The organism is Pseudomonas sp. Irchel 3E20 (genome assembly GCF_900187645.1).
Lineage (GTDB): Bacteria > Pseudomonadota > Gammaproteobacteria > Pseudomonadales > Pseudomonadaceae > Aquipseudomonas.
Genome location: NZ_FYEE01000004.1, coordinates 418,528 through 444,488, shown reverse-complemented (window position 1 = coordinate 444,488; position 25,961 = coordinate 418,528). Strand labels below are relative to the sequence as shown.

Genomic DNA, 25,961 nt, shown 5'->3' with positions numbered 1-25,961 from the left:
GCCCCCGACCTGACGCGGGGGCGGATGCCAAGCCCCGCGCCGGGCTGCTGGATCAGGGCCGCCAAGGGCGCAGCCGCAGCGCGCAAAGCGGCACGGTCAACTGGCCGGGCACCTTGCTCAAGGGCCGCCCACGCAGCCGCGCCGATTTGCTGTATCAGGCCCGCAGCCGTGCGCCCCATGAGGTGTGGCTGGTGATCGTCGACGCCTCGGCCTCCACCCGTCGCCATCAGGCCTTGAGCGATGCCAAGGGGCTGTTGGCCCAGGTGTTCGATGAGGCTTACCGGCAACGGGCGCGTTTGGCGCTACTGACGGCCAGCGGTGCCGCGCCGCACTGGCAGGTGCAAGGGCTCAAGGCCAGTGCCGGGTTGCAGGGCTGGTTGCAGGCGTTGGGGGCGGCGGGTGGTACGCCGTTGTTGGCGGCGCTGGCCGAGGCCGGGCAATGGCTGGCAGCGCGGCGCAAACGCCTGCCGGCGCAGCGGCAACGCCTATTGCTGTTGACCGACGGTCGGGTCAAGGATTGGCAGGGGCTGCCCCGGCTCAATTGCCCGGGGCTGTTGGTGGACATTGAACGCGGCCCGATCCTGCTGGGCCGCGCCCAAGCCCTGGCGCAAGGCCTGGGCCTGGACTACCGGCACATCGACGCGCTGTGACGCCTCAGGTCACCACGCGGTAGCACGGCACATAGGCCGCGCCGCCGGGGAGTTTCATCCGGTGCTGGGCGACGAAGGCGTTGAGCAGTTGATCCAGCGGCCCCATGATCGCCGCGTCACCGTGGATTTCGTAGGGGCCGTGTTCTTCGATCAGGCGGATGCCCTTGTCCTTGACGTTGCCGGCGACGATGCCGGAGAACGCCCGCCGCAGGTTCGCCGCCAGCTCATGGGGTGGCAACTGGTGGTTGAGTTGCAGGGCCGCCATGTTGGCGTGGGTCGGGTCGAAGGGGCGTTGGAAGCCTTCGTCGATCTTCAGCAACCAGTTGAAGTGGAAGGCGTCGTTGCGTTCGCGACGGAACTGCTTGACGGCCTTGAGCCCCTGGACCATCTCCCGCGCCACCTGGGCCGGGTCGTCGATGATGATCTGGTAATGGGCCTGGGCCGCTTCGCCCAGGGTGGCGCCGACGAAGGCGTGCAACTGCTCCAGGTACGGCGCGGCGCTTTGCGGCCCGGTAAGGACCACGGGGAAGGGCAGGCCGGCGTTGTCCGGGTGCATCAGGATGCCCAACAGGTACAGGAATTCTTCAGCGGTGCCGGCGCCGCCGGGGAAGATGATGATGCCGTGGCCCACGCGCACGAAGGCTTCCAGGCGTTTTTCGATATCGGGCAGGATCACCAGTTCGTTGACGATGGGGTTCGGCGCTTCGGCGGCGATGATGCCCGGCTCGGTCAGGCCCAGGTAGCGCCCGCCGCTGATGCGCTGCTTGGCGTGGGAAATGGTCGCGCCCTTCATCGGCCCTTTCATCACGCCGGGGCCGCACCCGGTGCAGATGTCCTGGCTGCGCAGGCCCAGTTCATGGCCGACTTTTTTGGTGTACTGGTATTCCTCGGTGCTGATGGAGTGCCCGCCCCAGCACACGACGATTTTCGGCTCCACGCCCGGGCGCAGGGTGCGGGCGTTGCGCAGCAGGTGGAAAACGTAGTCGGTGATGCCCTGGGAACTGCTCAGGTCGATGCGCTGGCTGTCCAGTTCGTTTTCGGTGTAGACGATGTCGCGCAGGGCGCTGAACAGCATCTCGCGGGTGCTGGCTATCATTTCGCCATCGACGAACGCGTCGGCGGGGGCGTTGAGCAATTCCAGGCGCACGCCGCGGTCCTGCTGGTGGATGCGCACTTCGAAGTCGTGGTACGCCTCAAGGATGGTCTTGGCGTTATCGACGTGGGCGCCAGTGTTGAGGATGGCCAGGGCGCATTGGCGAAAGAGGGTGTAGATGCTGCCCGATCCGGCTTCGCTCAGTTGCTGCACTTCGCGCTGGGACAGGGTTTCGAGGCTGCCTTTGGGGCTAACCGAGGCGTTGATGACGTGTCGTTGGGTCATGCAGGGATTCCAGAAAACGAGGTGGCCGCGCCGCGAACGGGCAGCAACCTCTTGAACAGAAAGAGCCGGTGACTGGCATGGGGCCCCGTGCGGGATGCCTGGCTTAAGCCTAGACAGCTCTGGCACGGACGCCACCTACCCTTATACCGTCATTGGACGACCAGGGTGGTAGCCGATTCGTACTCGTCAGCCTCATAGCTGAAGTAGTACGCGCCGTTGTTGACCGTCAATAGAGTGTTGCAACGGCCAAAGGGTTCGGACAAATAGCCCTTGCCGTCGGTGACGTTGAGCAGCAGTTCCTGCTGGGCGCTGCAACCGCTACCGAACCAACTGGCGTGCACCCGGTACAGGCCCGGGGCCTGGTCGAGTTTTTGCACGCCCTCGAACGTCATGCCGTCATCGAACAGCGCAGCCTTGGCCACTACCACGCCATTGACCATAAGCTGGCTCGGCGCCTTGTTCGGCCCCTCGGTCTGCTCGGCGACGACCTTGAGGCTGTCGCGGCCGTCTACCAGCTTGGTCACGGGCGCGCCCGCCGCAGAGGGATAGCCCGGGGCGCGGCTCAACTCCAGGGAACTGCCGACACGGGACGCCAGGCCCTCAGTGCCATGGCGGCGCATCGGTAAATGGTGGGCCTTGCGCAGCTGCGCAAAGGCCTGGGGGTTGCTCGCTTCCAACTGCCTCATGGCGTCGAAATCCATCAGCATCACCCGGGCGATGGCGGTGCCCGGGCGCGTTTGCCAATGGCTGATCTGCATGCGCTGGCCGCGCAGGTAGGGGGCGTAGAGGTTGAGGGCGTGGTCGGTGCTGGCATCGGCGCGCAGGTCGATGCGCGTGTCTTTGTTCATCTCGCTGAACGCCTGCAACGGCATCGGCGCGCGGGCGGCCATTTTGTCGGCGTAGGTGCGCGCCGTCAGCGGGTCGCTGTACACCTCGCCGGTGATGGAGATGACTTTCTTGCCCGGCCCGGTGGTGATGATGACCGCCTCATAGGGCTTGGCGCGGTCCACTTCAGTACGCCGTGTGTTGGAGAAGTACACCGTGGCGAACTTGATGAATACCTGCAGCTCCGCAATGCCGGTGGCGTTCTGGCTGGTGTACGCCGGGCAGCCACGGGGGCAAAGGTTTTGCAGGTGAGCGGCGGCTTCATTGAAGCCGCTGCCCAGCGTCACGTCGTACAGGGCAAAAGGCTCGGCGGCCTGGGTCGGGCTGCTGAACAGCGCGGCGGCGAAGGGCAGGGCAACAAGGGCGGTTCGCAAAAGGGCGTCTCCTGAGTAAAGGCGTGCGGTCGCCCAACCTATCGGCCTGGACAGGCGAAGCTGAAGCCCGCACGATCACCCGCGTTCAACCTGGGCCCGGAGGCTTCGATGCGTAGAGAAATCGGTTACTGGAATAAAGAAGGTCGCGAGCTGTTCTACTACCTGGAATTCGAACCCGTCACCGCACAGTTTTTCCTCACCTGCGAACACCTGCCCAAAGGCGCCCCGCCCAGCGTGCGCTCGGTGCCGCTAAGCGAGGCCCGGGGTGAGCGTTACTACGAAGACGCGCTACTTATCATCAAGGAGGAGTTGTTCAAGGACTATCGCCTGTGAGCAGTCAAAGTGTTGGCCTGGACTGGTCCGGGCTCCAGAGCCAGAAGGTGTAGCCGTAGTCGCCTTCCAGCTTGGGAAAAATTGCGCCATCGCGAAAATACTGCCGCGAACCTTCACGGGCGGGGCTGAACCACCAACCGGCGTGGGGGCACGGCTCGCCGCTGGCTTTGCGCGGCGGGTGCTGCGGTTCGCTACCCGGCGCGTCGGCCATGGCGTCGGGGTCGCTGTCTTCGAACTCGCCTTCGAGAAGTTCGACGAAGTACCACTTGCAGGGGCGTTCGGTGAAGGCTTTATCCATTATTTCGTGGCGGGCCGGATGTTCAATGTTAGGGAACACACTGGCGTATTTACTTTGCCGGGCAAAGTTCAATAACCCGACATCATCGCCCCACAGGCCCGCTCGCCCAACTGCGTTCAAGGCGTCCAGCCCGATGTCGTTGAATGTTTGGCACTCTTCAAGAGACTTCCACATCCCCTCACCGCCTCCGGTCCAACCGAACTGCAAAGCACCATGAGGATCATCCTGCGGGAGGTACACACCCGTGCGGATCGGTACTCTTCCCGTCTCACCTTCAATATCCAGATGAACTTTGAACTTTGGTAATTGAGGGAAGTGCTGTTTGCAGTCTTTCCAGATATACCAGAAGGTGATGTCATCCCAGTTGCGCCATACAACACCATCTATTTTAAACCCATAGGAAAATACCTCGTTGGCCCGCTCGCGAAACTCGTTTTCCTGCTCTGCAGTGGCCCATTGCATCGAAAGTTCGCCCAGCATATGGGCGCATTGATTGGTTCCCGTGATGCCGTAGCACTGGTCGGCGCGTTTAGCCATATGCCACATCGTGCTTTGCCGATAGGCAATCAAAGCCGGAAAACCGCCGGTGCTCCAGTTGGCTGCAGTATCGCGTATACCCCAGCGTTCGCTGACCATCAGGGGGTCGAGAATAGAGCGCCGCTCTAGAAACATCTCAGCCATAACGATCAGCTCCTCGATTTTCGGCAACAACGCGTCCAAGTAACTTTGCGACGAGTAGTAATAGAGCATTGCCGCTTGGCGTTTTTGCCAAAGAGACAGGTGATAAGTCGGGGTCATCGGATAAAGCGGATTCATTTTTTAAACTCCGTTACTTGGCCGGGTAAGTTGGGCAGGCCGAGGCGCACGTTATTAAGTTGGGTATCAAAGTCGGTCATGCCCCAGGTGGTATCAAAGGGGCCGCTGATGGCGGGGTGATTGATTTTTTCACGCAGGCACTCATAGAACTCCTGTTCTTGTGGCGACAGGTTCTTGTAACGCTCGTAGTTCATGTCCGGGGCAGGTTCCATGCGACCGGTCTGGCGATCCACGCGGTAGTAGGTCAGGGTGTCGAAGGCTTCAGCGGTACTTTCGCCGGCGCTATTACGGATGAACTTGGCATCGAACTTGATTTGCTCCCAGCCGCCTTCCAGATAGCGGTCACCTAGTTCCATTTCCCCATCCTTGACTTGGGACGCCGCAGGGCCTTTCCAGACCTTGAGGGTTTCCCCGGCCTTGAGTTCGTACACCACGAACTGGCCATTGACGTTCCAGTCCGGCCACACCGCCAGGTACTTGCGCCAGGCAGATTTGGGGTTGGCTGAATCCATGATTTGCTTGAACACGGCTTCCGTGACCCAGTCCTGGGCGCTGGCGACACTGCCGGGGCCTATGATGCGGTAAAGGCGTAGAGGACCGACCAGTTCAACTGCCTCCAATCCCTTTGCGAAGGTTCTGATCTGCTTATCATCGAGGTTGGGAAAGCCTTGCCTAGCTTTCTCTTTGATCTTTTCTATTTCTTTAGAGTATTCCAACGGCCGAAACTCCCCCGGCTTCCCCCGACTCAACCACCCCGGCAACGGCTTCGCATCCCGCATCAATTTCACCGCCCGAGCCTCGGGCAATCCGCCGTGAAAGTGCACATTCACCGTGTTCAGGATCGCCCGATGCTGCATCAGGTCTTCCATCTCCAACCGGCGGATCACGATGTCGAGGGCGTCGCGTATCGGTTGCAGGGCTTTGCCGATATGGGCATTGGCTTGCAAACGCACGGCCTTGACCATGTTCAGGGTTTGCTCGGCCTTGGCGGCGGCCCCAGGGACGTATTTGACTTTGCCCAGTAGGGTGTTGAGCAGGGCAATGCCCCGGTCGAAGGCGTGCAGTAACCTCAAGACGTCTATTTGATTGCGCACCTTTTTGATGGCGTCAGCCAGTGTCTGGAACACCTGGCCCCATTTCATGCCACGCCAATACTTCACCACTTCCTTTTTACGCAGCAGGGTGATGACCCAGGTCATCGCCTCGTCCACGGCCTGCTCCACGGCATGGCCACCGGAGCGGCGGATAAACAGGAAGAAGATTTTCAGCACGCCCTTGACCAGGGAACCGAGCACCGGAAACAGGCCGATCAGGGTCAGGCACAGGCCGACCCAGGCCCAGGTGTTGCTGTGGTCTTTTTGCAGTTCGCGGCAGTTGGCGACCAAATCGCGCATGTCGCAGACCTGGTCCACCAAGGGCACCATGGAAACCGCCGCGTCGAAGGCGATTTGCCCGGTGCTGCGGTCTTGGTTGAAATCCCCCTGGATCGCCTCCCACACCCAAAGGGCGGTATCGACACTGGCGTCGAAGAGTTTTTCCGGGGCACCGGTGATGTACGCCAGGGCGACGCGCATGTTGTCGGCGGGAACAGTGGGTTCTGGGGTAGAGGATGGCGGCATGGCACGCACTCGCGCAGGACAAAACGCGATGCTAGCGAGGCAATTTATTGCGCGAAATCAGACCAAACGGACGCGATTGGTGGGAATCGGCCTACGACAATTTATGACCGCAGCGAGCGCCAGCCGTGAGGGGCGATAGCCTGGGGTGAACCCGCCTACTGCCCTGCAGCTGACCCGTTAACCCACTTGCCCCTCCCGCTCCCGCGCAAACGCCACCAGGATCTCGACAAATACCCGCGCCGCTTCGCTGGGCAGTTCGTCTTTGCGGGTGATGATGCCGTAGTCCTGGGGTTCGACCTTGAAGGGGGTGTCGAGGACCTTGAGCAAGCCGCTTTGCACCTGGGGTTGCACCATCGACTCGGGGAGCATGGCCAGCATCGGGCCCGATTGCAGAAGGTGCAGGAAGGTGGGCATGGAGATGGTTTCCACCGTGTCGGTGGGGGTGGGCAGGTTGAAGCGGGCGAAGGCGGCGTCCATTTGCCGGCGCAGGGGCGCGTTGAAGGGGTACATGACCCACGGCCAGTCGCTCAGTTGCGCGATGGCCACCGTGTCGAAACGCGCCAGCGGGTGTTCGCGGTTGACCACCAGGCAGAACGGTTCGTGGCCCAGGGGGCGGAAGTCGTAAGGGGTCTGGTAACGCTCGTCGGTGAAGCGGGCGATTATCAGGTCGAGTTTTTTGTGTTCCAGCATCTCCAGCAACTGGTTGCTGGTTTGTTCGATCACTTCGATGGACAACCGTGGCCGCTCGCGCTTGATGCGGGTGATGGCTTCGGGCAGCACCACCGAGGTGGCGGCGAAGATCGCGCCGATCTTCAAATGGCCGTGGCCGCCCTTGCGCACTTTGTTCAGTTGGTCGACGAACGACTGGGTGTCGTGCAACGTCATGCGGGCAAAGCGCACCACGAATTCCCCCAGTTCGGTGAGGGCCATGCTGCGGGTCTGGCGCTCGAACAAGGCAAAGCCCAGTAGCCGCTCGATGTCGCGCAGCATTTTGCTGATGGCCGGTTGGGTGAGGTTCATCAGCTCGGCGGTGGTGTGCATGTTGCGGGTCCGGGCCAGGGTGTCGATCAGCAGCAGGTGTTTGATTTTCAGCCACTTGCTGACGCTGGCGTAGGATATTTCGTCGTTTTCCATAGGGCACCCCGAGGCATTGATAACGAAACGATATCAAAGGTTGAAAATATGTCATTGGGATTTATCGGTGGGCTGCACTAGCGTGCCGGGGTCAGCGCTGCTGATAGCGGAAAAATCTAATAATAAGGCTCATACCATGACCCCAGAAAAGACACGATCAGACCACCTGGCCGCCATCGAAAGCGCCCTCGCCAAGTGCCGCTGGAAGCTGTTGCCATTCCTTGCCCTGATGTTCGCCCTGGCGATGATCGACCGTTCCAACGTCGGCTTCGCCAAGGCCGCGCTGCAAGCCGATATCGGCTTGAGCAACGCGGCGTTCGCCCTCGGCGCGGGGATTTTCTTCATTGGCTATGCGATTTTCGAGGTGCCCAGCAACCTCATGCTGCACCGGGTTGGGGCGCGGGTCTGGCTGAGCCGGATCATGATTACCTGGGGCCTGGTGTCGGCGGCGATGATGTTCACCCGCGACGAAACCACGTTCTACGTGCTGCGCTTTCTGCTGGGCGTGGCCGAGGCGGGCTTCTCTCCGGGCGTGATCCTCTACCTGACCTACTGGTTCCCGGCCCAGCGCCGTGGCCAGGCGATCGGCATCTACTACTTCGGCCTGCCACTGGCGCTGATGCTCGGCAGCCCGCTGTCGGGGTGGTTGCTGGAAATGCACGACATGTTCGGCCTGACCAACTGGCAGTGGATGTTCCTGGTCGAAGGCCTGGCCGCGGTAGTGGTGGGGATCATCGCGCTGTTCTACCTCAAGAGTAAGCCCGAGGAGGCCAACTGGCTGACCGCCCAGGAGAAAGCCGCGCTGAGCCTGGAGTTGCAGGCCGAGGACAAACTCAAGGTCAGCCACGGCCCGAAAACGTTGCTGGACCTGCTGCGCAACACCCGGGTGATGAAGTTCATCCTGATCTACTTCAGCGTGCAGGTGAGTGTCTACGGGGTGATCTTCTACCTGCCCACGCGCATCGCCGAGCTGCTGGGCACCACGGTGGGGTTCAAGGTGGGCATGCTGATTGCCGTGCCCTGGCTGTGCGCGGCCATCGCCATGTACTTCGTTACCCGCTACGCCGACCGCCACGGTTCGCACCTGAAAATGGCCATGTGCATGCTCGCCCTGGCCGCCATCGGCATTGCCGCCTCGGCTTTGCTCAACAGCTTCGGCCCGGTGCTGTTGGCGTTCTGCTTTGCGGCGGCGGGGTTCGTCACCGTGCAACCGCTGTTCTGGACCCTGCCCACCAGTTACCTGGGCGGCGTGGCGGCGGCGGGAGGGATTGCCTTGATCGGTTCCATGGGCAACATCGGCGGTTTCGTCGCGCCGATGCTCAAGGCCAACATGGAGATCTGGTTCACCGACCCACGGGCGGGGATGTTGTCGCTCTCGGCCGCCGGTTTGGTGGGCGTCTACCTGCTGTGGACCCTGCGCACCCCGGCGCAGCCCTCGGCACAGGTTCAAGGCGTGGCGACCAAGGCCTGATCGCCTACCGGCGCAGGCGCCAGGCCAGCGCCAAGCCCAGCCCCAACAGCACGGTGGCGCCGGTGAAGGTCCATTGCAGGCCTTGGCCGGCGCCACCGTGCTGTGCGGTGAGGGCATACACCGTGCCCATCAGTGACGCGCCGCTCAGCAGGCCCAGGTTACGGGCCAGGTTGAGCAGGCCCGACACCACGCCACGTTGCGCGGTGGGCACATCCTGCATGACTGCCGTGTTGTTGGCCGCGAGGAACAACTGATAGCCCGGCGTCAGGATCGCCAACGCCACGAGGTAACCCACCACCCCCAGCCACGGCGCCAGCCAGCCCAGGGCCAATGCGCCCAGGGCCAGGGTGAATAAACCCAGGCGCAGCACCGCCAACGCGCCCCAGCGGTCAACCAGTTTGCCCGCCGGCACCCCACTGAACGCGGCCATCAGCGGCCCCACCGACATCACCAGGCCCACGCTGGCCGGGGCCAGGCCCAGGGCGTCTGTCAGATAGAACGGGCCGACCACCAGGGTGGCCATCATCACCATCGCCACCAGCACGTTGAGCAGTAGGCTGGTACTCATCAATGGCGCCCGCAGCAGCGGCAGATGAACCAACGGCGCCGCCACCCGTGCCTCGACCCACAGGAACAGCGCCGCGCCCAGCGCCGCCGCCAGCAACAGCAGGGCATTAAGTAGGCCCAGGCTGCCGCGCCCCAAGGTCATGGCCAGAGCATAGGCGCCCAGCGCCAGGGCCAGCAGCAGGGTGCCGAAGGGGTCGAAGCCGCTGGGTGCGGTCCTGGGTGGGTCGGCGGGCAAGTAGCGATAGCCTAGGGCCAGGGTCAGCAGGCCCAGGGCGGCGCAGGGTACGAACAGCCCCCGCCAGCCGAACCCGTCGATCAACACGCCGCCCAGGGTCGGGCCCAGGGCCGTGCCGATGGCCGACAGCGTCCCGAGCAGGCCCATGGCGCTGCCGGTGCGGGCCTTGCCCACGGTGTCGCCGACCATGGCCAGGGTCAGGGCCATCATCAGCGCGGCGCCGACGCCTTGCAGGGCCCGTGCGCCGATCAATATCCCCAGGCTGGGCGCCACCGCGCACAGGGCCGACGCCAGGCTGAACAGCGCGACCCCGGCCAGCAGCACCCGGCGCCGACCCAGCAGGTCGCCCAGGCGCCCGGCGCTGACGATCAGGCAGGTGATGGCCAGCAGGTAGGCCAAAACCACCCACTGCACCTGGCCGAACGGGGCGGCAAAAGCCTGGGCCAGTGCGGGCAAACCGACGTTGGCAATGCTGGAGCCCAGGGCACACAGCAACAGGGTCAGCGCCAAGCTGGCGAGGGCGGGGGTCGGGTTCACATGGGGCTCCTGAGGCGCGCCCGGGGTGGGCGCATGCAGCAGCCTAAGGCGCGCCGGGGTGGGGCGGAAGACGCACGGGTTGCACATCACCTGTGCATGGGGCGCCATATCTCGATGGGCAACGTGCTATCGTCCGGCCATGACGAAACCTGATCTCAACCTGCTGTTCACCCTGGATGCCTTGCTCAGCGAAGGCAGCGTGACCCGTGCCGCCCAGCGCCTGCACCTGAGCCCCTCGGCGATGAGTCGGGCCCTGGCGCGCCTGCGGGCCACCACCGGCGACCCCTTGCTGGTACGCGCCGGCCGCGGGTTGGTGGCGACGCCCCGGGCGTTGGCGCTACGCGAGCAGGTCAGCCAATTGGTGCGCGACGCCGAAGCGGTGCTGCGCCCGGCCACGGTGCTGGACCTGGGGCAACTGGCGCGCACTTTCACCTTGCGCAGCAGCGACGGTTTTGTCGAAACCTTCGGCCCGGCGCTGCTGGCCCGGGTCGCGGCCCAGGCGCCGGGGGTGCAGTTGCGCTTCGTCGGCAAACCGAACAAGGAAAGCAGTGCGATGCGCGACGGCGATGTGGACCTGGAAACCGCGGTAGTGGGCCCCGGCACCGCGCCGGAGCTGATCGCCCAAGGGTTGTTCCGCGACCGTTTTATCGGCGTGGTCAGCCCTGAGCATCCCCTGGCCGAGGGCGTCGTCAGCGCTGCCCGTTACGCCCAGGGCCGCCACATCGGCGTGTCGCGCCCGGGCCTGCACAACGGGCCTGCGGCCATCGATCTGGCCCTGCAAACCCTGGGCTTGCAACGGCGCATCGTGACGGTGGTCGGCGGCTTTTCCACCGCCCTGGCCCTGGTGCGCAGCGGCGAATTGATCGCCAGCGTGCCCGAGCACCACACCACCGGCCTGCGCCAGGGCCTGCACAGCTTTGCCCTGCCGCTGGCGCTGGCGCCGATCACTGTCTCGCTGCTCTGGCCGCCACGGTTGGACGCCGACCCTGGCCACCGCTGGTTGCGCGGCTGTGTGCGTGAGGTGTGCGCCGGCCTGTCGCCAGCGGGGTCAAGTGAGGCATTGGCCTGATCTGGCGCAATAGCCGCCCTGATCGGGTCATTGCCGGTGTCTGTCGGCCGCCATAGCGGTGATAATGCCCGCCGCTTTCTTTCCTCCCCCTACTGGACGCCTTTGCCATGATGTTCGAGATCAAACACCAGGATCCCATCCTTTACCGGCGCGAAACCCGCCGCAGCACCCTGGTGATAGCCGTGGTGTTCGTGTTGCTGGGCCTGGTGCTGTCGGGTTTGGCGGTGAAGCTGTTGGGTGAGCCGGGCGGCGACAATTTCCGCTACAACCTGGGCGGTGTGATTGCTTCGGTGCTGGTGTGTGCGGCGCTGGTGCGTTTCAAGTTCTGGTCGCAGCCGTGGATGGCGTCTGCGGCCTATGGCTGGCAGCTCAAGCGCAACCTGATGCGGGTGACCAACGTCATGCACCACGTCACGGCCGGTGTCGCGGCGGGGGATGAAACGGCGATGAAACTGCTGCGCTTCTATCACCTGGGCCTGACCCAGATGCACCTGCTCGACGCCAACACCAGCGCCCTGAGCCAGTCGGTGCAGGAGATCGACCGCCACCGCGAGCGCATGCTGGAGCTGGGCCTGGAGCCCGAGCAAATCGCCCTGAACCCGCAGTGGCTGGCCCACGTCAAACAGATTCCGGCCGCCCGATAAAGGTGAACAGCGTGCTCGAACAGGGTTTTATCCTGACCCGCCATTGGCGCGACACGCCGGCCGGGACCGAGGTGGAATTCTGGCTGGCCACCGACCGTGGCCCGCGCCTGCTGCGCCTGGCGGTGCAGCCCTCGGTGGCGTTTGTCCTGGCCGAGCAGCGCGGGGCCTGTGAAGCGTTGCTGGCGGATGAGCGTGAGGTGGAGCTGCGCGAGCTGCAATTGGTGGACTTTCACCACCGCCCGGTGCTGGGCCTGTACTGCCGCCAGCACCGCCAGTTGATCCACCTCGACAAGGTGCTGCGCAAGGCCGGGGTGGAAGTCTACGAGGCCGACATCCGCCCGCCCGAGCGCTACCTGATGGAGCGTTTCATCACCGCGCCCGTGGCCTTCAGCGGCGTGGCCCAGGCTTCGGGCCTGCTCACCGACGCTCAGCTCAAACCGGCGCCGGCTTATCGCCCGGCACTGAAACTGGTGTCCCTGGACATCGAGACCAACGCCTTCGGCGAGCTGTACTGCATCGGCCTTGAAGGCTGTGGCGAGCGCCAGGTGTACATGCTCGGGCGCGGCGAAGACAACGACCCGGCCCTGGGCTTCAACCTGGCGTACTGCGAAAGCCGCGTGCTGTTGCTCGAACGCCTCAACCAGTGGCTGGCGCGCCACGACCCCGACGCCATCATCGGCTGGAACGTGGTGCAGTTCGACCTGCGGGTGCTCCACGAACACGCCCGGCGCCTCGGCGTGCCGCTGCTGCTGGGGCGCAACGGTGGCGAAATGGAATGGCGCGAGCACGGCAACCGCAAAAACCACTACTTCGCCTCGGCCCCCGGGCGGCTGATTATCGATGGCATCGAGGCGCTGCGTTCGGCCACTTGGAGTTTCCCCTCGTTCAGCCTGGAAAACGTCGCCCAGACCCTGCTCGGCGAAGGCAAGTGCATCGACAACCCGTACCAGCGCATGGACGAAATCGACCGCATGTTCGCCGAGGACAAACCCTCCCTGGCCCGCTACAACCTCAAGGACTGTGAACTGGTCACGCGGATCTTCGCCAAGACCGAGCTGCTCACCTTCCTCCTGGAACGGGCCAGTGTCACCGGGCAACCGGCGGACCGCAGCGGCGGCTCGGTGGCGGCGTTCTGCCATTTGTACATTCCGCAGATGCACCGCCAAGGCTTCGTCGCGCCGAACCTGGGGACGTTGCCGCCCCAGGCCAGCCCCGGCGGTTTTGTCATGGACTCGCGCCCGGGCCTATACGAGTCGGTGCTGGTGCTGGACTACAAGAGCCTGTACCCGTCGATCATCCGCACCTTCCTCATCGACCCTTTGGGCCTGGTCGAAGGTTTGCGCCACCCCGATGACAGCGAGTCGGTGGCGGGCTTTCGTGGCGCTCGTTTCTCGCGCACCCGCCACTGCCTGCCGGCCATCGTCGCGCAGGTCTCCGAAGGCCGCGAAGTGGCCAAGCGCGAGCACAACGGGCCGCTGTCCCAGGCGCTGAAAATCATCATGAACGCCTTCTATGGCGTGCTCGGCTCCAGCGGTTGCCGCTTCTTCGACCCGCGCCTGGCCTCATCCATTACCCTGCGCGGGCACCAGATCATGCAGCAGACCCGCAAGCTGATCGAAGCCCAGGGCCATCAGGTGATCTATGGCGACACCGACTCCACCTTTGTCTGGCTCGGCAGCGTCCACAGCGAAGAGGACGCCGCGCGCATCGGCCAGGCCCTGGTGGCCCAGGTCAACCAGTGGTGGCGCGAGCACCTGCGGGCCGAAATGGGCCTGGAGAGCGTGCTGGAGTTGCAGTTTGAAACCCATTTCCGGCGCTTCCTCATGCCCACCATCCGCGGCGCGCAGGAGGGCAGCAAAAAGCGCTACGCCGGCATGGTGCGGCGCGCCGATGGCAGCGATGAGATGGTCTACAAGGGCCTGGAAACCGTGCGCAGCGACTGGTCGCCCCTGGCCCGGCAGTTCCAGCAGGAGCTGTACCTGCGCATCTTCAACCGCCAGCCGCACCAGGGCTATGTGCGCGATTTTGTGCAACGCACCCTGGCAGGCGAATTGGATGAATTGCTGATCTACCGCAAGCGCTTGCGCCGACGCCTGGACGACTACGAGCGCAACGTGCCGCCCCACGTGCGCGCGGCGCGCCTGGCCGACGCCTACAACGACCGCCAGGGCCGCCCGCGCCAGTACCAGAACGGTGGCTGGATCAGCTACGTGATGACCCAGGCCGGCCCCGAACCCCTGGAAGTGCGCACTGGCGCCATCGACTACGAGCACTACGTGGCCCGCCAGTTGCAACCGGTGGCCGACGCGATCCTGCCCTTTGTCGGCGACGATTTCTCGACCCTGGTGGGTGGGCAGTTGGGGTTGTTTTAAGCCGCGCCCCACCCAAGCTGCGGCCATCACTGTGGGAGCGGGCCTGCCCGCGAGGGCGGTCGCACAGCCGACATCTTCATTGCCTGGGCCAGCGTTATCGCGAGCAGGCTCGCACCAAAACCCACCGGCCCGCGCCCACTGACGGTGGGGCGGTGCTGGCTACAGGGGGGAGGCAATGGGACTTAGGGTTTGAGGCGCTTTTGGAAGAAGTGCTGACGATGCCCTGGCGGGTAGTCGTCGATCTGGCCGTACTGGGTAAAGCCGAGTTTTTTGTAGAACTGCGGGGCCTGGAAGTCGAAGGTGCCGAGCCAGATGCCGGTGCAGTCCTTCTCCCGCGCCAGCTCTTCGACCATGTGCATCAACCGCGTACCCACGCCCTGGCCACGGGCCTGTTCCGGCACGCTGAGCAGCTCGACGTACAGCCACTGGTAGGAAATCTTGGCATAGAGGCCGCCGAGGATTTCGTCGCTGTGTTCGTCGCGCACCACCAGGGCGAAGTTTTGAAAGTAAGGGTTGTTGACCTTGCTTTCGCTGTAGGCCAACAGCGGGTTGAGGATCGCCAGGCGATCTTGATCCGTGGGTTGGTCCAGTCGTTCGATACGCATACGCATCCTTGTTTTCTAGGGACGATGTGGCCGCCCAGAATGGCGCAGCGCGCGCCTTATGCCAAGGACAGGTTAAAGAGAAAAAATGCCAGGCTGACCCAGATCAGCAGCGCCAGGTGGGTCAGTTGCAAGCCTTCCTGGCGAATCCAGTAGCCGAACCACAACCCGCCCAGGTGCATGGCGAAGATGAACCCGGCGAACCCACTCAGGGCCAGGTTCAGCCAAGGCCGGGCGGCGGCCAGGTCGCCGCCCACCAACAACTGATAGGTGCCCACCAGGCAGGCGAGGGCGGCGAACACTTGCAGCGCCAGCACCCCCCCCAGCGCCAGGCGTGGCCACCACGGTGCCGCCAAGGCGCGGCCCAACAGCGGCGTATCGATGGCAGGGGCCTCTTTGAGCGGTGCCATCGACAGCGTGGCGCCCACCGCGCCGACGGAACCGGCAAAGCCTTTGCAGTTATTCAGCGCGGCGATCAGCAGCCACAGGCTCAAGCCTACGGCGTTGATTGCTTGGAATATCCAGACACTCAATTGCGTACTCATCTCAGCACTCCTTGGCCGTGGCCGCGTTGGTGGCCGCAGCCTTGGGGTTGATGCGCCGCGCCAGCAGGAAGCTCAACACCGGCGCCAGGGCAAAGGTGGCGAACAACCATAGGGCGGCCGATTGAATACCGGCGACGCCGTTAGGGCCGTTGAGCCCGGCGGCGTTGGCCACCAGCCCGGCGACTGCCGCGCCCACCGCCATGCCATACAACTGCACCGTGGTGATCGCCGCCGAGGCCATGCCCTCTTCGCCGGCCGGGGCCAGGGTCAGGACGCGGGTCAGCAGGTGCGGCCAGCAAATCCCCACACCCGCGCCGGCGCCGGCCAGGGCCAGGCCGCAAAGCAGGGTCACAATCGCTGGCGAAAACACCCCGGCCGTGGGCATCAGCAGCGCCAGGGCTGCCAGGCTCAGGGCGCAAAGGGCAGGGCCAACCCGCAGCAAGCGCTCGGCGCTGGCGCCGCTGCGCCCGGAGGAAAACACCGAAGCAAGGCTCCAGCCACCGGCCATGGCAGCGGTCAGGTAACCCGCCGCCAGGGGGGTGTGGCCGTGCAGGGTTTGAAGGAAGTACGGCACGAAAATCTCGCAGGTAGTGCCCACCAGCAGCAGGGCGACACTGGCGTACACCGCGCCCAGTGGCGTGGTCAGCGCCGTGGCGCCGCGCGGCAGCATGCGCACCTCGGCGCGGCGGTCATGGCGCACCGCCGCCAGCCCCAGCAGCAAGCCGCCGAGCACACCCAGCCCTTGCCAGAGCAGTTGTGGCGACAGGCTGCCCGCGGCAATGGCCAACACCGAAGCGGCGAGCAGGGCGATCTGCACAAAGGGAATGCGCACCGGGCCATCGCTGCCCCGGGCCTGGCCGGGTGCGGGGCGCAGTTGCACCACGATCAGCAGGCCTTGCAGCAACGCCACCGGCAGCAGCGTCCAGAACGCCCAGCGCCAGTGCCCGGCCTGGGCGAACAGGCCACCGAGGGCCGGCCCGCACAGGGTGGCCACGCCCCACATGCCCGACACCAGCGCCACCGCCCGCGGCCACAGGCGCGGCTCGAACACCAGGCGGATCAGCGCATAACTGAGGGCCGCCAGCGTACCGCCGCCCAGGCCCTGCACGCTGCGCCCGAACAACATCCAGGGCATCGAAGGCGCCAGGGCGCAGATCGCCGAGCCCAGGGCGAACACCGCCAGCGCCGTGACACAGGCCCCGCGCTTGCCCGCCGCCGCCAGCAGCCACACCGAGAGGGCGGCGCCGATGATCGAGGCCACCACAAAGAGTGTGGTGTTCCAGGCGTACCAGGCGAGGCCGCCGATGTCCCGCACCACCGACGGCAGCACGGTGGTGACGATGTGCACGTTGATCGCGTGTAGCGCCACGCCGCCGACCAAAGCGAGGGCCAGCAGGCCATTGCGCCCGCTGAACAATTCGCCCCAAGTGGCGGTGGGGGTTGGGTCTGTGTGCATCAGGGTTTCCTCGACAGGTGAGCGGCCGGCGCCTAATATCCAAGCGTTGGCTTGGATATTAGGGGGATACATTGAGTTACACAAGTGAAAGCTTGGATAAAGCACAGGGGCAACCTACGTCAGAACGCATCCTGTTTCTGCTCAAAACCCGTGGCCCGTTGCCCAATGCGGCGATCGCCCAGGCCCTGGACATGACCGCCGAGGCGGCGCGCCAGCAACTGCAAAAACTCCTGGCCGCGGGGCTGATCGAAGGCCACCAGGACACCACCTCTGGCGTCGGCCGGCCACGGCAGAACTGGGCGTTGACCGAGGCGGGCAACCGGCGCTTCCCCGATGCCCACGCGCAGTTGACGGTGCAGTTGATCGGCTCGATCCGCCAGTTGTTCGGCGAAGAAGGCCTGGACCGCTTGATCGGCCAGCGCGAATGCGAAGCCCGTGCCACCTACCAGCAGCGCTGCAACGGCCAGACCCTGGCCGAACGCCTGGAGCAACTGGCGCGGGTGCGCACCGAAGAAGGCTACATGGCCCGGGTCGAGCGCGACGGCGACGCCTGGCGCTTGATCGAAGACCATTGCCCGATCTGCGCGGCGGCCCGCACCTGCCAGGGCTTTTGCCGCTCCGAGCTGCAACTGTTCCAGGAAGTCGCCGGCCCCCAGGCCCTGGTGCACCGTGAAGAACACCTGCTGGACGAATCCCGGCGCTGCGTTTACCGCATCACCCCATTACCCGCGTCGGTGTAGCACGCGGGCGAGCCCGGTTGCTACACCGACGCGGGGCGTGGCTTCTTGGCCGGGGTTTTGCGTTTGGGGCTTTTGCGTTTGTTTTTCCACGGCGTGGCGCCGGGGCTGGCGGGGCCGCTGATGGTCAGGCTCAGGCCGGCGCAGCGGGCCACTTGCTTGCTCATCCAACCGGCCTGTTTGGTGACGAATTCCTCCAGGCTCATTTCCCCGCTTTGCACCATGTCCAGCGCCTGTTCCCAGATGGCGGTGGTGCCGGGGTCGGCGATGGCCCGGGGCACGGCATCGATCAGGCTGAACGCCGGCGCGGTGGCGGCCAGGGCCTTGCCGTGCTTGCTCAGGTAGCCGCGGTCCAGCAGGCCCTGGATGATCCCCGCGCGGGTGGCTTCGGTGCCGATGCCGGTGGTGTCCTTGAGCTTTTGCTTGAGCAGTGGGTCTTGCACCAGTTTGGCGACGTTTTTCATCGCTTTAATCAGGTCGCCTTCGGTGTAGGGCTTGGGCGGTTGGGTCCACAGGTCTTTGGGGGTGACCTTGGCCACCGCGCAGTCCAGGCCTTCGGCCAGGGCCGGCAAGGCCTGGGGCGCCGGGGCTTCACGGCCTTTGGCCGGGGCCAGGGCTTCGGGCAGGGCGCGTTTCCAGCCCGGCTCCACGATCACTTTGCCCACCGCTCGCAGGGCGTGGCCGGCACAGTCGAAATCGGCCTGGGTGCGGTCGTATTCGTGGTCGGGGAGGAACTGCGCCAAATACCGTGCGCGAATCAAGGTGTACACCGCGTGGTGTTTGCCGCTCAGGCGCGCCAATTGGCCGGCCGCAGCGGTGGGGATGATGCCGTGGTGGGCGCTGACCTTGGCGTCGTTCCACGCCCGCGAGCGGCGCTGGGCCCGCAGGTGCGGGGCCAAAGCCGCCAGCGCCGGGTCGGCGGCGGCCAGGGCAGCGAGGATCGCCGGCGCCTCGCCGTGCTGGCTCAGGGGCAGGTAGCCGCAGTCGCTGCGCGGGTAGGTGATGACCTTGTAGGTTTCGTACAGGGCCTGGGCGACGTCCAGGGTTTCCTGGGCGCCGAGGCCGAGTTTCTTCGAGCAGATTTCCTGCAGGGTGCCCAGGTCGAACGGCAGCGGCGCCACTTCGCGCAGGCGTTCGGTGCGCAGTTTGGTGACCCGGGCGCTGGCGGCGTTGGCCATGGCCTGGGCGGCGTTGTGGGCCAGGGCCTGGTTGAGGCAGCGGTCCTGGTCGTCGCAGGCATCGCCGGGGGCGCGCCACTGGGCGGTGAACAGGGTGTCGGCATGGCGCAACTGCACGTCGATGGCCCAATAGGCCACGGGCACGAAGTCAGCGATGCTGCGGTCGCGGTCCACCACCAGGCGCAGGGTTGGGGTCTGTACCCGGCCCACCGGCAGCACGCCTTGGTAGCCAGACTGGCGCCCCAGCAAGGTGAACAAGCGGCTCATGTTTATGCCGATCAGCCAGTCGGCGCGGGAGCGGCCCAGGGCCGAGTGGTACAGGCTGAAGGTCTCGGCGCCGGGCTTGAGGGCGCCCAGGGCCTTGCGGATCGACGCGTCGTCCAGGGCCGACAGCCACAGGCGCTGGATCGGCCCCCGATAGCGGCAATGTTCCACCAGTTCGCGGGCGATCATCTCGCCTTCGCGGTCGGCGTCGGTGGCGATCACCAGTTCCTGGGCCTCGCCCAACAGGCGTTTGACCACTTTGAACTGGCTGGCGGTCTTGGGTTTGACGCGCATTTTCCATTGGGCCGGGACGATAGGCAGGTCGGCCAGCACCCAGCGTTTGTAGCGTTCGTCGTAGGCGTGCGGCGGGGCGGTTTCCAGCAAGTGGCCGATGCACCAAGTGACGGTGGCAGTGGCGCCCACCCAGCAGCCGTCGCCCCGGCGTGTGGCGCCGAGCACCGCTGCGATGTCTTTGGCCTGGGAAGGTTTCTCACATAGGAACAGCCGCATAACCACCCTCATTTGCAACGTTTGCGCAGGCCTACAGCATGGCCAGAGATGGCGCATCGGGCAACCTTTATCTGTATGGATATACAGATAAAGGTGTTTCGCCGCCCTGTGTAGAAAGCGGGTTGATAGCGCTTGGCTATTGCCATTGTCGGGACTCTACTCGACAATGCGAGTCATTATCACTCACGACTTTTTGCCGTTATGCCTTCCGACGAGTTGTCCCTGCGCAGTGCCGTCAACGACCTCTATTGCACCCATCAGGGTTGGTTGCACGGCTGGTTGCGCCAGCGCCTGGGTAACGGCAGCGACGCGGCGGACCTGGTGCAGGACACCTTCGTGCGCATCATCAAGGCGCGCAATGCCCTGGACATCCGCGAGCCGCGCCCGTACCTGTCGCGGGTGGCCAAGGGCTTGCTGGTAGACCTGTTCCGCCGCCGCTCCCTGGAGCAGTCCTATCTGCAAGTGCTGGCCAGTGCGCCGCAGTGGGAGCAGCCGTCCCTCGAGGAGCAGGCGATCATGGTGCAGGCCCTGGTGGACATCGACCGCATGCTCGAAGGCCTGGGCGCGAAAGTGCGCCAGACCTTCATCCTGTCCCAATTCGATGGCCTGACCTACGTGCAGATCGCCGCGCAGTTGGGTATCTCGGTGCGCAGCGTGAATAACCACATGGCCCGGGCCATGGAGCATTGCTGCCTGATGCAACTGCAGGTGCAGGCGCCATGAGCCGTTTGTTGTCGTCTTTGCCCGCCGCCGAACTGGCCGCCCTGAGTGCCGCGGCGCAGTGGTTCGCGCGCTTGGAGTCCGGCACTGCCACGGCCGAAGACCAGCAGGCCTGGCACCGTTGGCGCGGCGCCGACCCGCTGCACGAACAGGCCTGGCAGCGCATGGAATCGGTGCGCGAGCAACTGGCCGGGGTGCCGGGCAAGTTGGCGGCGCCAGCCCTGCGCGGGGCCGAGCGCTCGCGCCGCCAGGTGCTGCGCAGTGTGCTGGTGCTGGCGTCGGCTGGCTCCGTGGGTTGGCTGGGCTGGCGCAGCGAGGCGTCGCAACAGCGCTTTGCCGATTACCACACCGCCGTCGGCGAGCGCCGCGAAGTGCGCCTGGCGGACGGCAGCTCGCTGCTGCTTAACACCAATACCTCGGTCAATGTGCGCTTCGATGGCCAGCAGCGCTTGTTGCACCTGCTGGCCGGGGAAATCCTTGTCAGCACCGCCGCCGACCCGCTGCGCCGGCCGTTTCGCGTCGAGACCCGCCAGGGCCGCGTGCTGGCCCTGGGCACGCGGTTTATCGTGCGCGCCGAGGGCGTGGGCGGTGAAGTGGCGGTGTTGGACAAAGCCGTGCAAGTCAGCCTGGCGGGGCAGCGTACGGCGCTGCGCCTGGAAGCGGGGCAACGGGTGGCCCTGCAAGCGCAGGGGTTGGGGCCGGTGCGGGCCAACGATGCGTCGGTGGGCGCCTGGCAGCAGGGCAGCCTGATTGCCATCGACCGGCCCTTGGGCGAGTTGCTGGCCGAACTGGCGCGTTACCGGGTGGGCGTGTTGCGCTGCGACCCGGCGATTGCCGGGCTCAAAGTCTCTGGCGCGTTCCCGCTGGACGACACCGACCTGGCCCTGGCCGCGCTGCACAGCGCCTTTGGCCTGAAGATCACGCGCTACACCCGCTATTGGGTCAGCGTTAGCGCCTGAGTAACGGGTGGCTGAAAATTTTTTTGCGGCCTTTGCACTTTTACCGCCCATCGCTCGGCTTATCCCCCAGTGAGTTTAATAATCGTTATCGGGGAAGGGCACGCATGTCTCATATTCAAAAACCGCGGGCGGGGCGCTTGGCCCACGGGGTCAAGATCGCGCTGTTGGGCATGGTGGTGGGCAGCACCGGGTTGGCCTTGCCGGCGGCGGCCCAGGTCGCCCAGGAGCAGGGTGCGGCGCGTACGTTCGAGGTGGGCGCTGGCAGCCTGGCCGAAGTGCTCAGCCGTTTTGCCAGTGCCGCCGGGGTGGCGCTGTCGTTCGACGCCCGCCACACCGAGGGCCGCCGCTCGGCCGGGCTGCGGGGCGCCTACGGCGTTGCCGAAGGTTTTGCCCGCATCCTGCAGGGCAGCGGCTTGCAGGCCGAGGCGCAAAGCAACGGCAGCTACGTGCTGCGGGCGGTGGCGGCCGACGGCGCGGCCCTGGAACTGGGGGCCACCACCATTTCCGCCGAGCAACTGGGGGCCACCACCGAGAACAGCGGCTCCTACACCACGGGCGCGGTGACCATCGGCAAGGGCGCCCACAGCCTCAAGGACACGCCCCAGTCCCTCACCGTCATGACCCGCAAGATGCTTGACGACCAGAACCTGACCACCATCGACCAGGTGATGGAAAAAGTCCCCGGCATCACCGTCTACGACTCGCCCATGGGCGGCAAATACTTCTACTCCCGTGGCTTCCAGATGCTCGGCCAGTACCAGTACGACGGCGTGCCCCTGGACATGGGCAACAACTACGTACAGGCCGACAGCTTCAGCAGCGACATGGCCTACTTCGACCGCGTGGAAGTGCTGCGCGGCGCAGCGGGCATGATGAAAGGCGCGGGCGGCACCTCGGGCGCGGTCAACTTTGTGCGCAAGCGCGGGCAGAGCAGCGCCCACACCGAGCTGTCGCTCAGTGGCGGCACCTGGGACAACTACCGTGGCCAGGTCGACACCGGCGGCCCCCTCAACGACGCCGGCACCGTGCGCGGCCGGGCGGTGGTGGCCGAGCAGTCGCGGCGCTACTTCTACGACAACGCCGAGCGCCGCGACCAGACCTACTACGGCGCCCTGGATTTGGACCTGAGCCCCGACACCACCCTGGGCGTCGGCCTGGCCTATGAAGACCTCGACGCCACCCCGTGCTGGGGCGGCCTGCCGCGCTACAAGGACGGCAGCGACCTCAAGCTGCGCCGCTCCACCTGCCTGGACCCGGCGTGGAACAACTGGCGCAGCAAACGCACCACGGCGTTCGGCGACATCAAGCATCAGCTCAACGACGACTGGGCGCTCAAAGTGGCCGGCGTGTACACCAAGAACACCCAAGACATCAAATACGCCTTCGCCTCAGGCGCGGTGACCCCGGGCGTCAACGAAACCCGCATGCTCGGCAGCTTCTATGACTACGACCAGGTCGACTACGGCTTCGACGCCTACCTGGACGGCAAATTCGATGCCCTGGGCCAGCAACACGAACTGACCGTGGGAGTCAACGCCAGCCGTTCCCACAAGGACGACTTCTACTCCGTGGCCTTCGTGCCGCAGAACCAGAACGTGTTGCACCCGGACAAAAACATCATCGAGCCCAGCGATGATTACTTCACCAAAAACTCCACCCGCGGTGGCCCGGTGGATTCGCTGACCAAGCAGTACGGGGCGTATTCCACCCTGCGCCTGAAACTGGCCGACCCGCTGACCCTGATCGTCGGCAGCCGGGTCAGTTGGTACAAATCCGACACCGACTCGTTCTACTTGCGCTCGCAAACCCGTGAAGTGTCCAACAGCACGGAAACCGGCCAGGTCACGCCGTTCGCCGGGGTGCTGCTGGACCTCAACGAGCACCTCACGGCTTACGCCAGCTACTCCGACATCTTTACCCCGCAGGGCAATTTGCGCAGCGACAGCGGCGCCTCCCTCAAACCGATGGTGGGGCAGAGCTATGAGTTGGGGATCAAGGGCGAGTGGCTGGACGGGCGCCTGAACAGCTCGGTGAACCTGTTCCGCACCCTGCGCAAAGACCAGGCGCAAACCGACTACGCCTCCTCCGACTGCGCCACCCCGGACGGTTACTGCTACCTCAACGCCGGCAAAGTCCGCGCCCAGGGCTTTGAAGCCGAAGTCAGCGGCCAGGTGCTCGAACGCCTGCAACTGCTGGCCGGCTACACCTACACCCAAACCAAGACCCTGGACGACATCGACACCACGAAAAACGGCGTGGCTTTCAACACCTACGTGCCCCGGCACATGCTGCGCCTGTGGGGCGACTACAGCCTGGGCGGGTCGCTGGAGCGCTTCACCCTCGGCGCCGGCGTGAACGCGCAAAGCGACAACTTCCGTGCCTCGCCGGCCACCGGTCAGAAGTTCAACCAGGCCGGCTACGCCATCTGGAACGGGCGCATCGGCTACCGCATCGACGACACCTGGTCGCTGGCGCTGAACGGCAACAACCTGTTCGATAAGCGCTACTACGCCACCATCGGCACGGAGAACTTCGGCAACTTCTACGGCGAACCGCGCAACTTCATGGTGTCGGTCAAGGCCGCGTTCTAAGCCCCATCCCCTGTGGGAACGGGCCTCGCCCGCGATGAGGCCGGTCCAGGCCATGCTGTTATCGAGGCTGGAATACCGCCATCGCGAGCAGGCTCGCTCCTACAGAGGAACACCCACCATTCCAACGGTGGGAGCGGGCCCTGCCCGCGATGAGGGCAGTTCAGGCCATGCAGTTATCGAGGCTGGAATACCGCCATCGCGAGCAGGCTCGCTCCTACAGAGGAACACCCACCATTCCAACGGTGGGAGCGGGCCCTGCCCGCGATGAGGCCGGTCCAGGCCATGCAGTTATCGTGGCTGGAATACCGCCATCGCGAGCAGGCTCGCTCCTACAGAGGAACACCCACCATTCCAACGGTGGGAGCGGGCCTTACCTGCGATCAGGCCGGTTCAGGCCATGCAGTTATCGTGGCTGGAATACCGCCATCGCGAGCAGGCTCGCTCCCACTCTGGTGTCGATCACTTATGCTGGCTGGCCCGCCGCTCCGCTGTGGGAGCGGGCCGGGCGGTGCTCCGCTTGCTACGACGCGCGGGTGGGTTTGCGGGTCAGCCAGTTGGCGGCCAGGTCGAGGCTGGCGCAGAACAGGAAGTACACCAGGGCCACGAACAGGAAGATCTCCGTGGGATGGACCATGACCCGGTTGCTGACCTGGGTGGCGACGAACGACAACTCACCCACTCCAATGACGTAGGCCAGGGAGGTGTCCTTGATAAGGCTGATCCACTGGTTGAGGAACGAGGGCAGCATGATCGGCAGGGCCTGGGGCAGGATTATCAGGCGCAGCACCTGCCAAGGCTGCATGCCCAGGGCGCGGGCGGCGGCCCATTGGCCTGTGGGCAGGCTCTGGATGCCGGCGTGCACCGAGTGCGCCAGGTAGGCCCCACCGATCAGCGACAGGGCGCAGACCACCGTGGCCAGGGCCGGTACGTCCACCTTGAAGACGATGGGCAGGAGGAAGTAGCTCCAGAAAATCAGCATCAGCACCGGGATCGCCCGTAAAAAGCCCAGCACCGCCAGCAACACGCCCCGGGGCCAGCCTTTGAGCAGGGTCAGGCCCAAGCCCAAGGCCAGGCCCAGGGCGGCGGCGATGGTGCCGGACAGCAGGCTCAGCACCAGGGTCAGCGCTGCGCCGCCAAGGGGGCCGTTGGGGTAGGCGCCGATCAGGAAGTAGTCGAGGTTGTCGCTAATGACGGAAAAGTCCATGGCTCAAGCCGCTCCCTGGCGATAGCGCTTGCTGTGCTGCACCCACTGCCCGATGGCTTCGATCAGGGCAATGCTGAGCACGTAGAGCAGGGTGGCGAAGCCGAAGGCCTGGAAGGTCTTGAAGGTTTCGGTTTCGACCTGGCGCGAGGCGTAGGACAACTCGGCCAAGCCGATGGCCATGGTCAGGGACGAGTTCTTCAATGCGTTCATGTACTGCCCCAACAGCGGCCCGAATGCGGTGCGCAAGGCTTGCGGCAACACCACGTACAGCCACACCTGGGCGCTGCGCAGGCCCAGGGCGAACCCGGCCTCGCGCTGCTGGGTGCGTACCGAGGCGATGCCGGCACGGAATTCTTCGGCGATAAAAGCCGCGGTGTAGAGCGTCAGGCCCCAGAAACCGGCGATGAACTCAAAGGACGGCCAACCGATGACCCAGCCCGCGAGGCTGATCTCGTGGGGCATGTTCAACCACATCACCAGGGCTTCGGGCAGCAGGGCGCTGACGCCGAAGTACCAGAAAAACAGCTGCACCAGCAGCGGCGTATTGCGAAACAGCGCCAGGTAGGCGTGGGCCGGCCAGGCCAGCAGCCGCGAGGGCGACAGGCGCGCCAGGCAGACCACGAAACCCAGGGCTGTGGCCACCAGGCAAACCACGGCGCTCAGGGCCAGGGTCAGGACAAATCCATCGAACAACCAGTGCAGGTATTGCGGGCCGAGCAGTTCACCGAACATCAAAGCAGTGTCCATGCAGAATCAAAAACGCCCGCGCGGTGATCCGCTGCGGGCTGTTGGTGGCATTACACAGCGCTGGGC

The 25,961-nt window shown here is 65.1% G+C and carries 22 protein-coding genes; 10 read left to right on the top strand and 12 right to left on the bottom strand.

The features are described from left to right. Positions 1 to 47: 47 nt before the first annotated feature. A complete protein-coding gene (locus CKW13_RS10720) occupies positions 48 to 650 on the top strand; it encodes a VWA domain-containing protein (protein WP_095108559.1) in 603 nt (200 codons plus the stop codon). Between the two features lie 4 nt (positions 651 to 654). Here CKW13_RS10720 and ppnN read toward each other — a convergent pair whose 3' ends face one another. Both ppnN and CKW13_RS10710 read right to left on the bottom strand, forming a co-directional pair. Further along, a complete protein-coding gene (gene ppnN / locus CKW13_RS10715) occupies positions 655 to 2,028 on the bottom strand; it encodes a nucleotide 5'-monophosphate nucleosidase PpnN (RefSeq protein ID WP_095108558.1) in 1,374 nt (457 codons plus the stop codon). A gap of 149 nt (positions 2,029 to 2,177) precedes the next feature. Beyond that, positions 2,178 to 3,287, bottom strand: coding sequence for a hypothetical protein (locus tag CKW13_RS10710; RefSeq protein ID WP_095108557.1), 1,110 nt, complete (start codon positions 3,285 to 3,287; stop codon positions 2,178 to 2,180). A gap of 108 nt (positions 3,288 to 3,395) precedes the next feature. On the opposite strand from CKW13_RS10710, the gene CKW13_RS10705 reads away from it, so the two are divergent. Then, positions 3,396 to 3,620, top strand: coding sequence for a hypothetical protein (locus CKW13_RS10705; RefSeq protein ID WP_095108556.1), 225 nt, complete (start codon positions 3,396 to 3,398; stop codon positions 3,618 to 3,620). A 4-nt stretch (positions 3,621 to 3,624) separates the two neighbouring features. Here the strand turns inward: CKW13_RS10705 and CKW13_RS10700 are convergent, their stop codons facing one another. From CKW13_RS10700 to CKW13_RS10690, 3 genes are all read right to left on the bottom strand, one after another. After that, the gene (locus CKW13_RS10700) at positions 3,625 to 4,734 is read right to left on the bottom strand and encodes a hypothetical protein (RefSeq protein ID WP_095108555.1); all 1,110 of its coding nucleotides are present in this window, start codon (positions 4,732 to 4,734) and stop codon (positions 3,625 to 3,627) included. Next, positions 4,731 to 6,353, bottom strand: a complete 1,623-nt coding sequence (locus CKW13_RS10695) for a hypothetical protein (RefSeq protein WP_256576566.1) — start codon at positions 6,351 to 6,353, stop codon at positions 4,731 to 4,733. Before CKW13_RS10695 ends, CKW13_RS10700 begins: the two co-directional genes overlap by 4 nt. A gap of 177 nt (positions 6,354 to 6,530) precedes the next feature. Then, positions 6,531 to 7,487: a LysR family transcriptional regulator gene (locus CKW13_RS10690; protein WP_095108553.1), complete on the bottom strand. Its 957-nt coding sequence runs from the start codon at positions 7,485 to 7,487 to the stop codon at positions 6,531 to 6,533. Positions 7,488 to 7,623: 136 nt separating this feature from the next. Here CKW13_RS10690 and CKW13_RS10685 point away from each other — a divergent pair, with 136 nt between their 5' ends. Continuing rightward, complete coding sequence (locus CKW13_RS10685) at positions 7,624 to 8,958, top strand: MFS transporter (RefSeq protein WP_095108552.1); 1,335 nt, start codon at positions 7,624 to 7,626, stop codon at positions 8,956 to 8,958. A gap of 4 nt (positions 8,959 to 8,962) precedes the next feature. Here CKW13_RS10685 and CKW13_RS10680 read toward each other — a convergent pair whose 3' ends face one another. Then, entirely contained in the window at positions 8,963 to 10,297 is a 1,335-nt protein-coding gene (locus tag CKW13_RS10680) for an MFS transporter (protein WP_256576565.1), read from the bottom strand. 139 nt (positions 10,298 to 10,436) lie between these two features. Here CKW13_RS10680 and CKW13_RS10675 point away from each other — a divergent pair, with 139 nt between their 5' ends. The 3 genes from CKW13_RS10675 (at position 10,437) to CKW13_RS10665 (ending at position 14,382) form a co-directional block, all read left to right on the top strand. Continuing rightward, positions 10,437 to 11,366: a LysR family transcriptional regulator gene (locus tag CKW13_RS10675; protein ID WP_095108550.1), complete on the top strand. Its 930-nt coding sequence runs from the start codon at positions 10,437 to 10,439 to the stop codon at positions 11,364 to 11,366. A gap of 110 nt (positions 11,367 to 11,476) precedes the next feature. Continuing rightward, positions 11,477 to 12,010 carry a DUF3087 family protein gene (locus CKW13_RS10670; RefSeq protein ID WP_095108613.1) on the top strand — a complete coding sequence of 178 codons (534 nt, stop codon included), beginning with the start codon at positions 11,477 to 11,479 and terminating at the stop codon, positions 12,008 to 12,010. Between the two features lie 11 nt (positions 12,011 to 12,021). Then, on the top strand, positions 12,022 to 14,382 hold the full coding sequence (locus CKW13_RS10665) for a DNA polymerase II (protein WP_095108612.1): 2,361 nt from the start codon (positions 12,022 to 12,024) through the stop codon (positions 14,380 to 14,382). 182 nt (positions 14,383 to 14,564) lie between these two features. Here the strand turns inward: CKW13_RS10665 and CKW13_RS10660 are convergent, their stop codons facing one another. From CKW13_RS10660 to CKW13_RS10650, 3 genes are read right to left on the bottom strand one after another with little or no spacing between them, the layout of a single operon-like run. Then, positions 14,565 to 14,993, bottom strand: coding sequence for an N-acetyltransferase (locus CKW13_RS10660; RefSeq protein WP_095108549.1), 429 nt, complete (start codon positions 14,991 to 14,993; stop codon positions 14,565 to 14,567). 50 nt (positions 14,994 to 15,043) lie between these two features. Continuing rightward, positions 15,044 to 15,529, bottom strand: coding sequence for a DUF2165 family protein (locus tag CKW13_RS10655; RefSeq protein ID WP_095108548.1), 486 nt, complete (start codon positions 15,527 to 15,529; stop codon positions 15,044 to 15,046). A gap of 1 nt (position 15,530) precedes the next feature. Beyond that, positions 15,531 to 16,985: an MFS transporter gene (locus CKW13_RS10650; RefSeq protein WP_095108547.1), complete on the bottom strand. Its 1,455-nt coding sequence runs from the start codon at positions 16,983 to 16,985 to the stop codon at positions 15,531 to 15,533. Between the two features lie 92 nt (positions 16,986 to 17,077). Between CKW13_RS10650 and CKW13_RS10645 the strand changes: the two genes are divergently transcribed. Further along, positions 17,078 to 17,725, top strand: a complete 648-nt coding sequence (locus CKW13_RS10645; RefSeq protein WP_218192048.1) for a metalloregulator ArsR/SmtB family transcription factor — start codon at positions 17,078 to 17,080, stop codon at positions 17,723 to 17,725. A 20-nt stretch (positions 17,726 to 17,745) separates the two neighbouring features. Here the strand turns inward: CKW13_RS10645 and CKW13_RS10640 are convergent, their stop codons facing one another. Further along, entirely contained in the window at positions 17,746 to 19,674 is a 1,929-nt protein-coding gene (locus tag CKW13_RS10640; protein WP_095108545.1) for a DNA topoisomerase III, read from the bottom strand. A 201-nt stretch (positions 19,675 to 19,875) separates the two neighbouring features. Between CKW13_RS10640 and CKW13_RS10635 the strand changes: the two genes are divergently transcribed. From CKW13_RS10635 to CKW13_RS10625, 3 genes are all read left to right on the top strand, one after another. Further along, positions 19,876 to 20,397 (top strand): sigma-70 family RNA polymerase sigma factor, encoded by a 522-nt coding sequence (locus CKW13_RS10635; protein ID WP_095108544.1) that lies wholly within the window; start codon positions 19,876 to 19,878, stop codon positions 20,395 to 20,397. Then, positions 20,394 to 21,353 carry a FecR domain-containing protein gene (locus CKW13_RS10630; RefSeq protein WP_095108543.1) on the top strand — a complete coding sequence of 320 codons (960 nt, stop codon included), beginning with the start codon at positions 20,394 to 20,396 and terminating at the stop codon, positions 21,351 to 21,353. The genes CKW13_RS10635 and CKW13_RS10630 overlap by 4 nt, the downstream gene beginning before the upstream one ends. Positions 21,354 to 21,457: 104 nt before the next feature. Then, positions 21,458 to 23,944, top strand: coding sequence for a TonB-dependent siderophore receptor (locus tag CKW13_RS10625; protein WP_095108542.1), 2,487 nt, complete (start codon positions 21,458 to 21,460; stop codon positions 23,942 to 23,944). A gap of 520 nt (positions 23,945 to 24,464) precedes the next feature. Here the strand turns inward: CKW13_RS10625 and CKW13_RS10620 are convergent. Then, positions 24,465 to 25,148, bottom strand: coding sequence for an amino acid ABC transporter permease (locus tag CKW13_RS10620; RefSeq protein WP_095108541.1), 684 nt, complete (start codon positions 25,146 to 25,148; stop codon positions 24,465 to 24,467). A gap of 3 nt (positions 25,149 to 25,151) precedes the next feature. Beyond that, complete coding sequence (locus CKW13_RS10615; protein WP_095108540.1) at positions 25,152 to 25,880, bottom strand: amino acid ABC transporter permease; 729 nt, start codon at positions 25,878 to 25,880, stop codon at positions 25,152 to 25,154. Positions 25,881 to 25,961 lie beyond the last annotated feature (81 nt).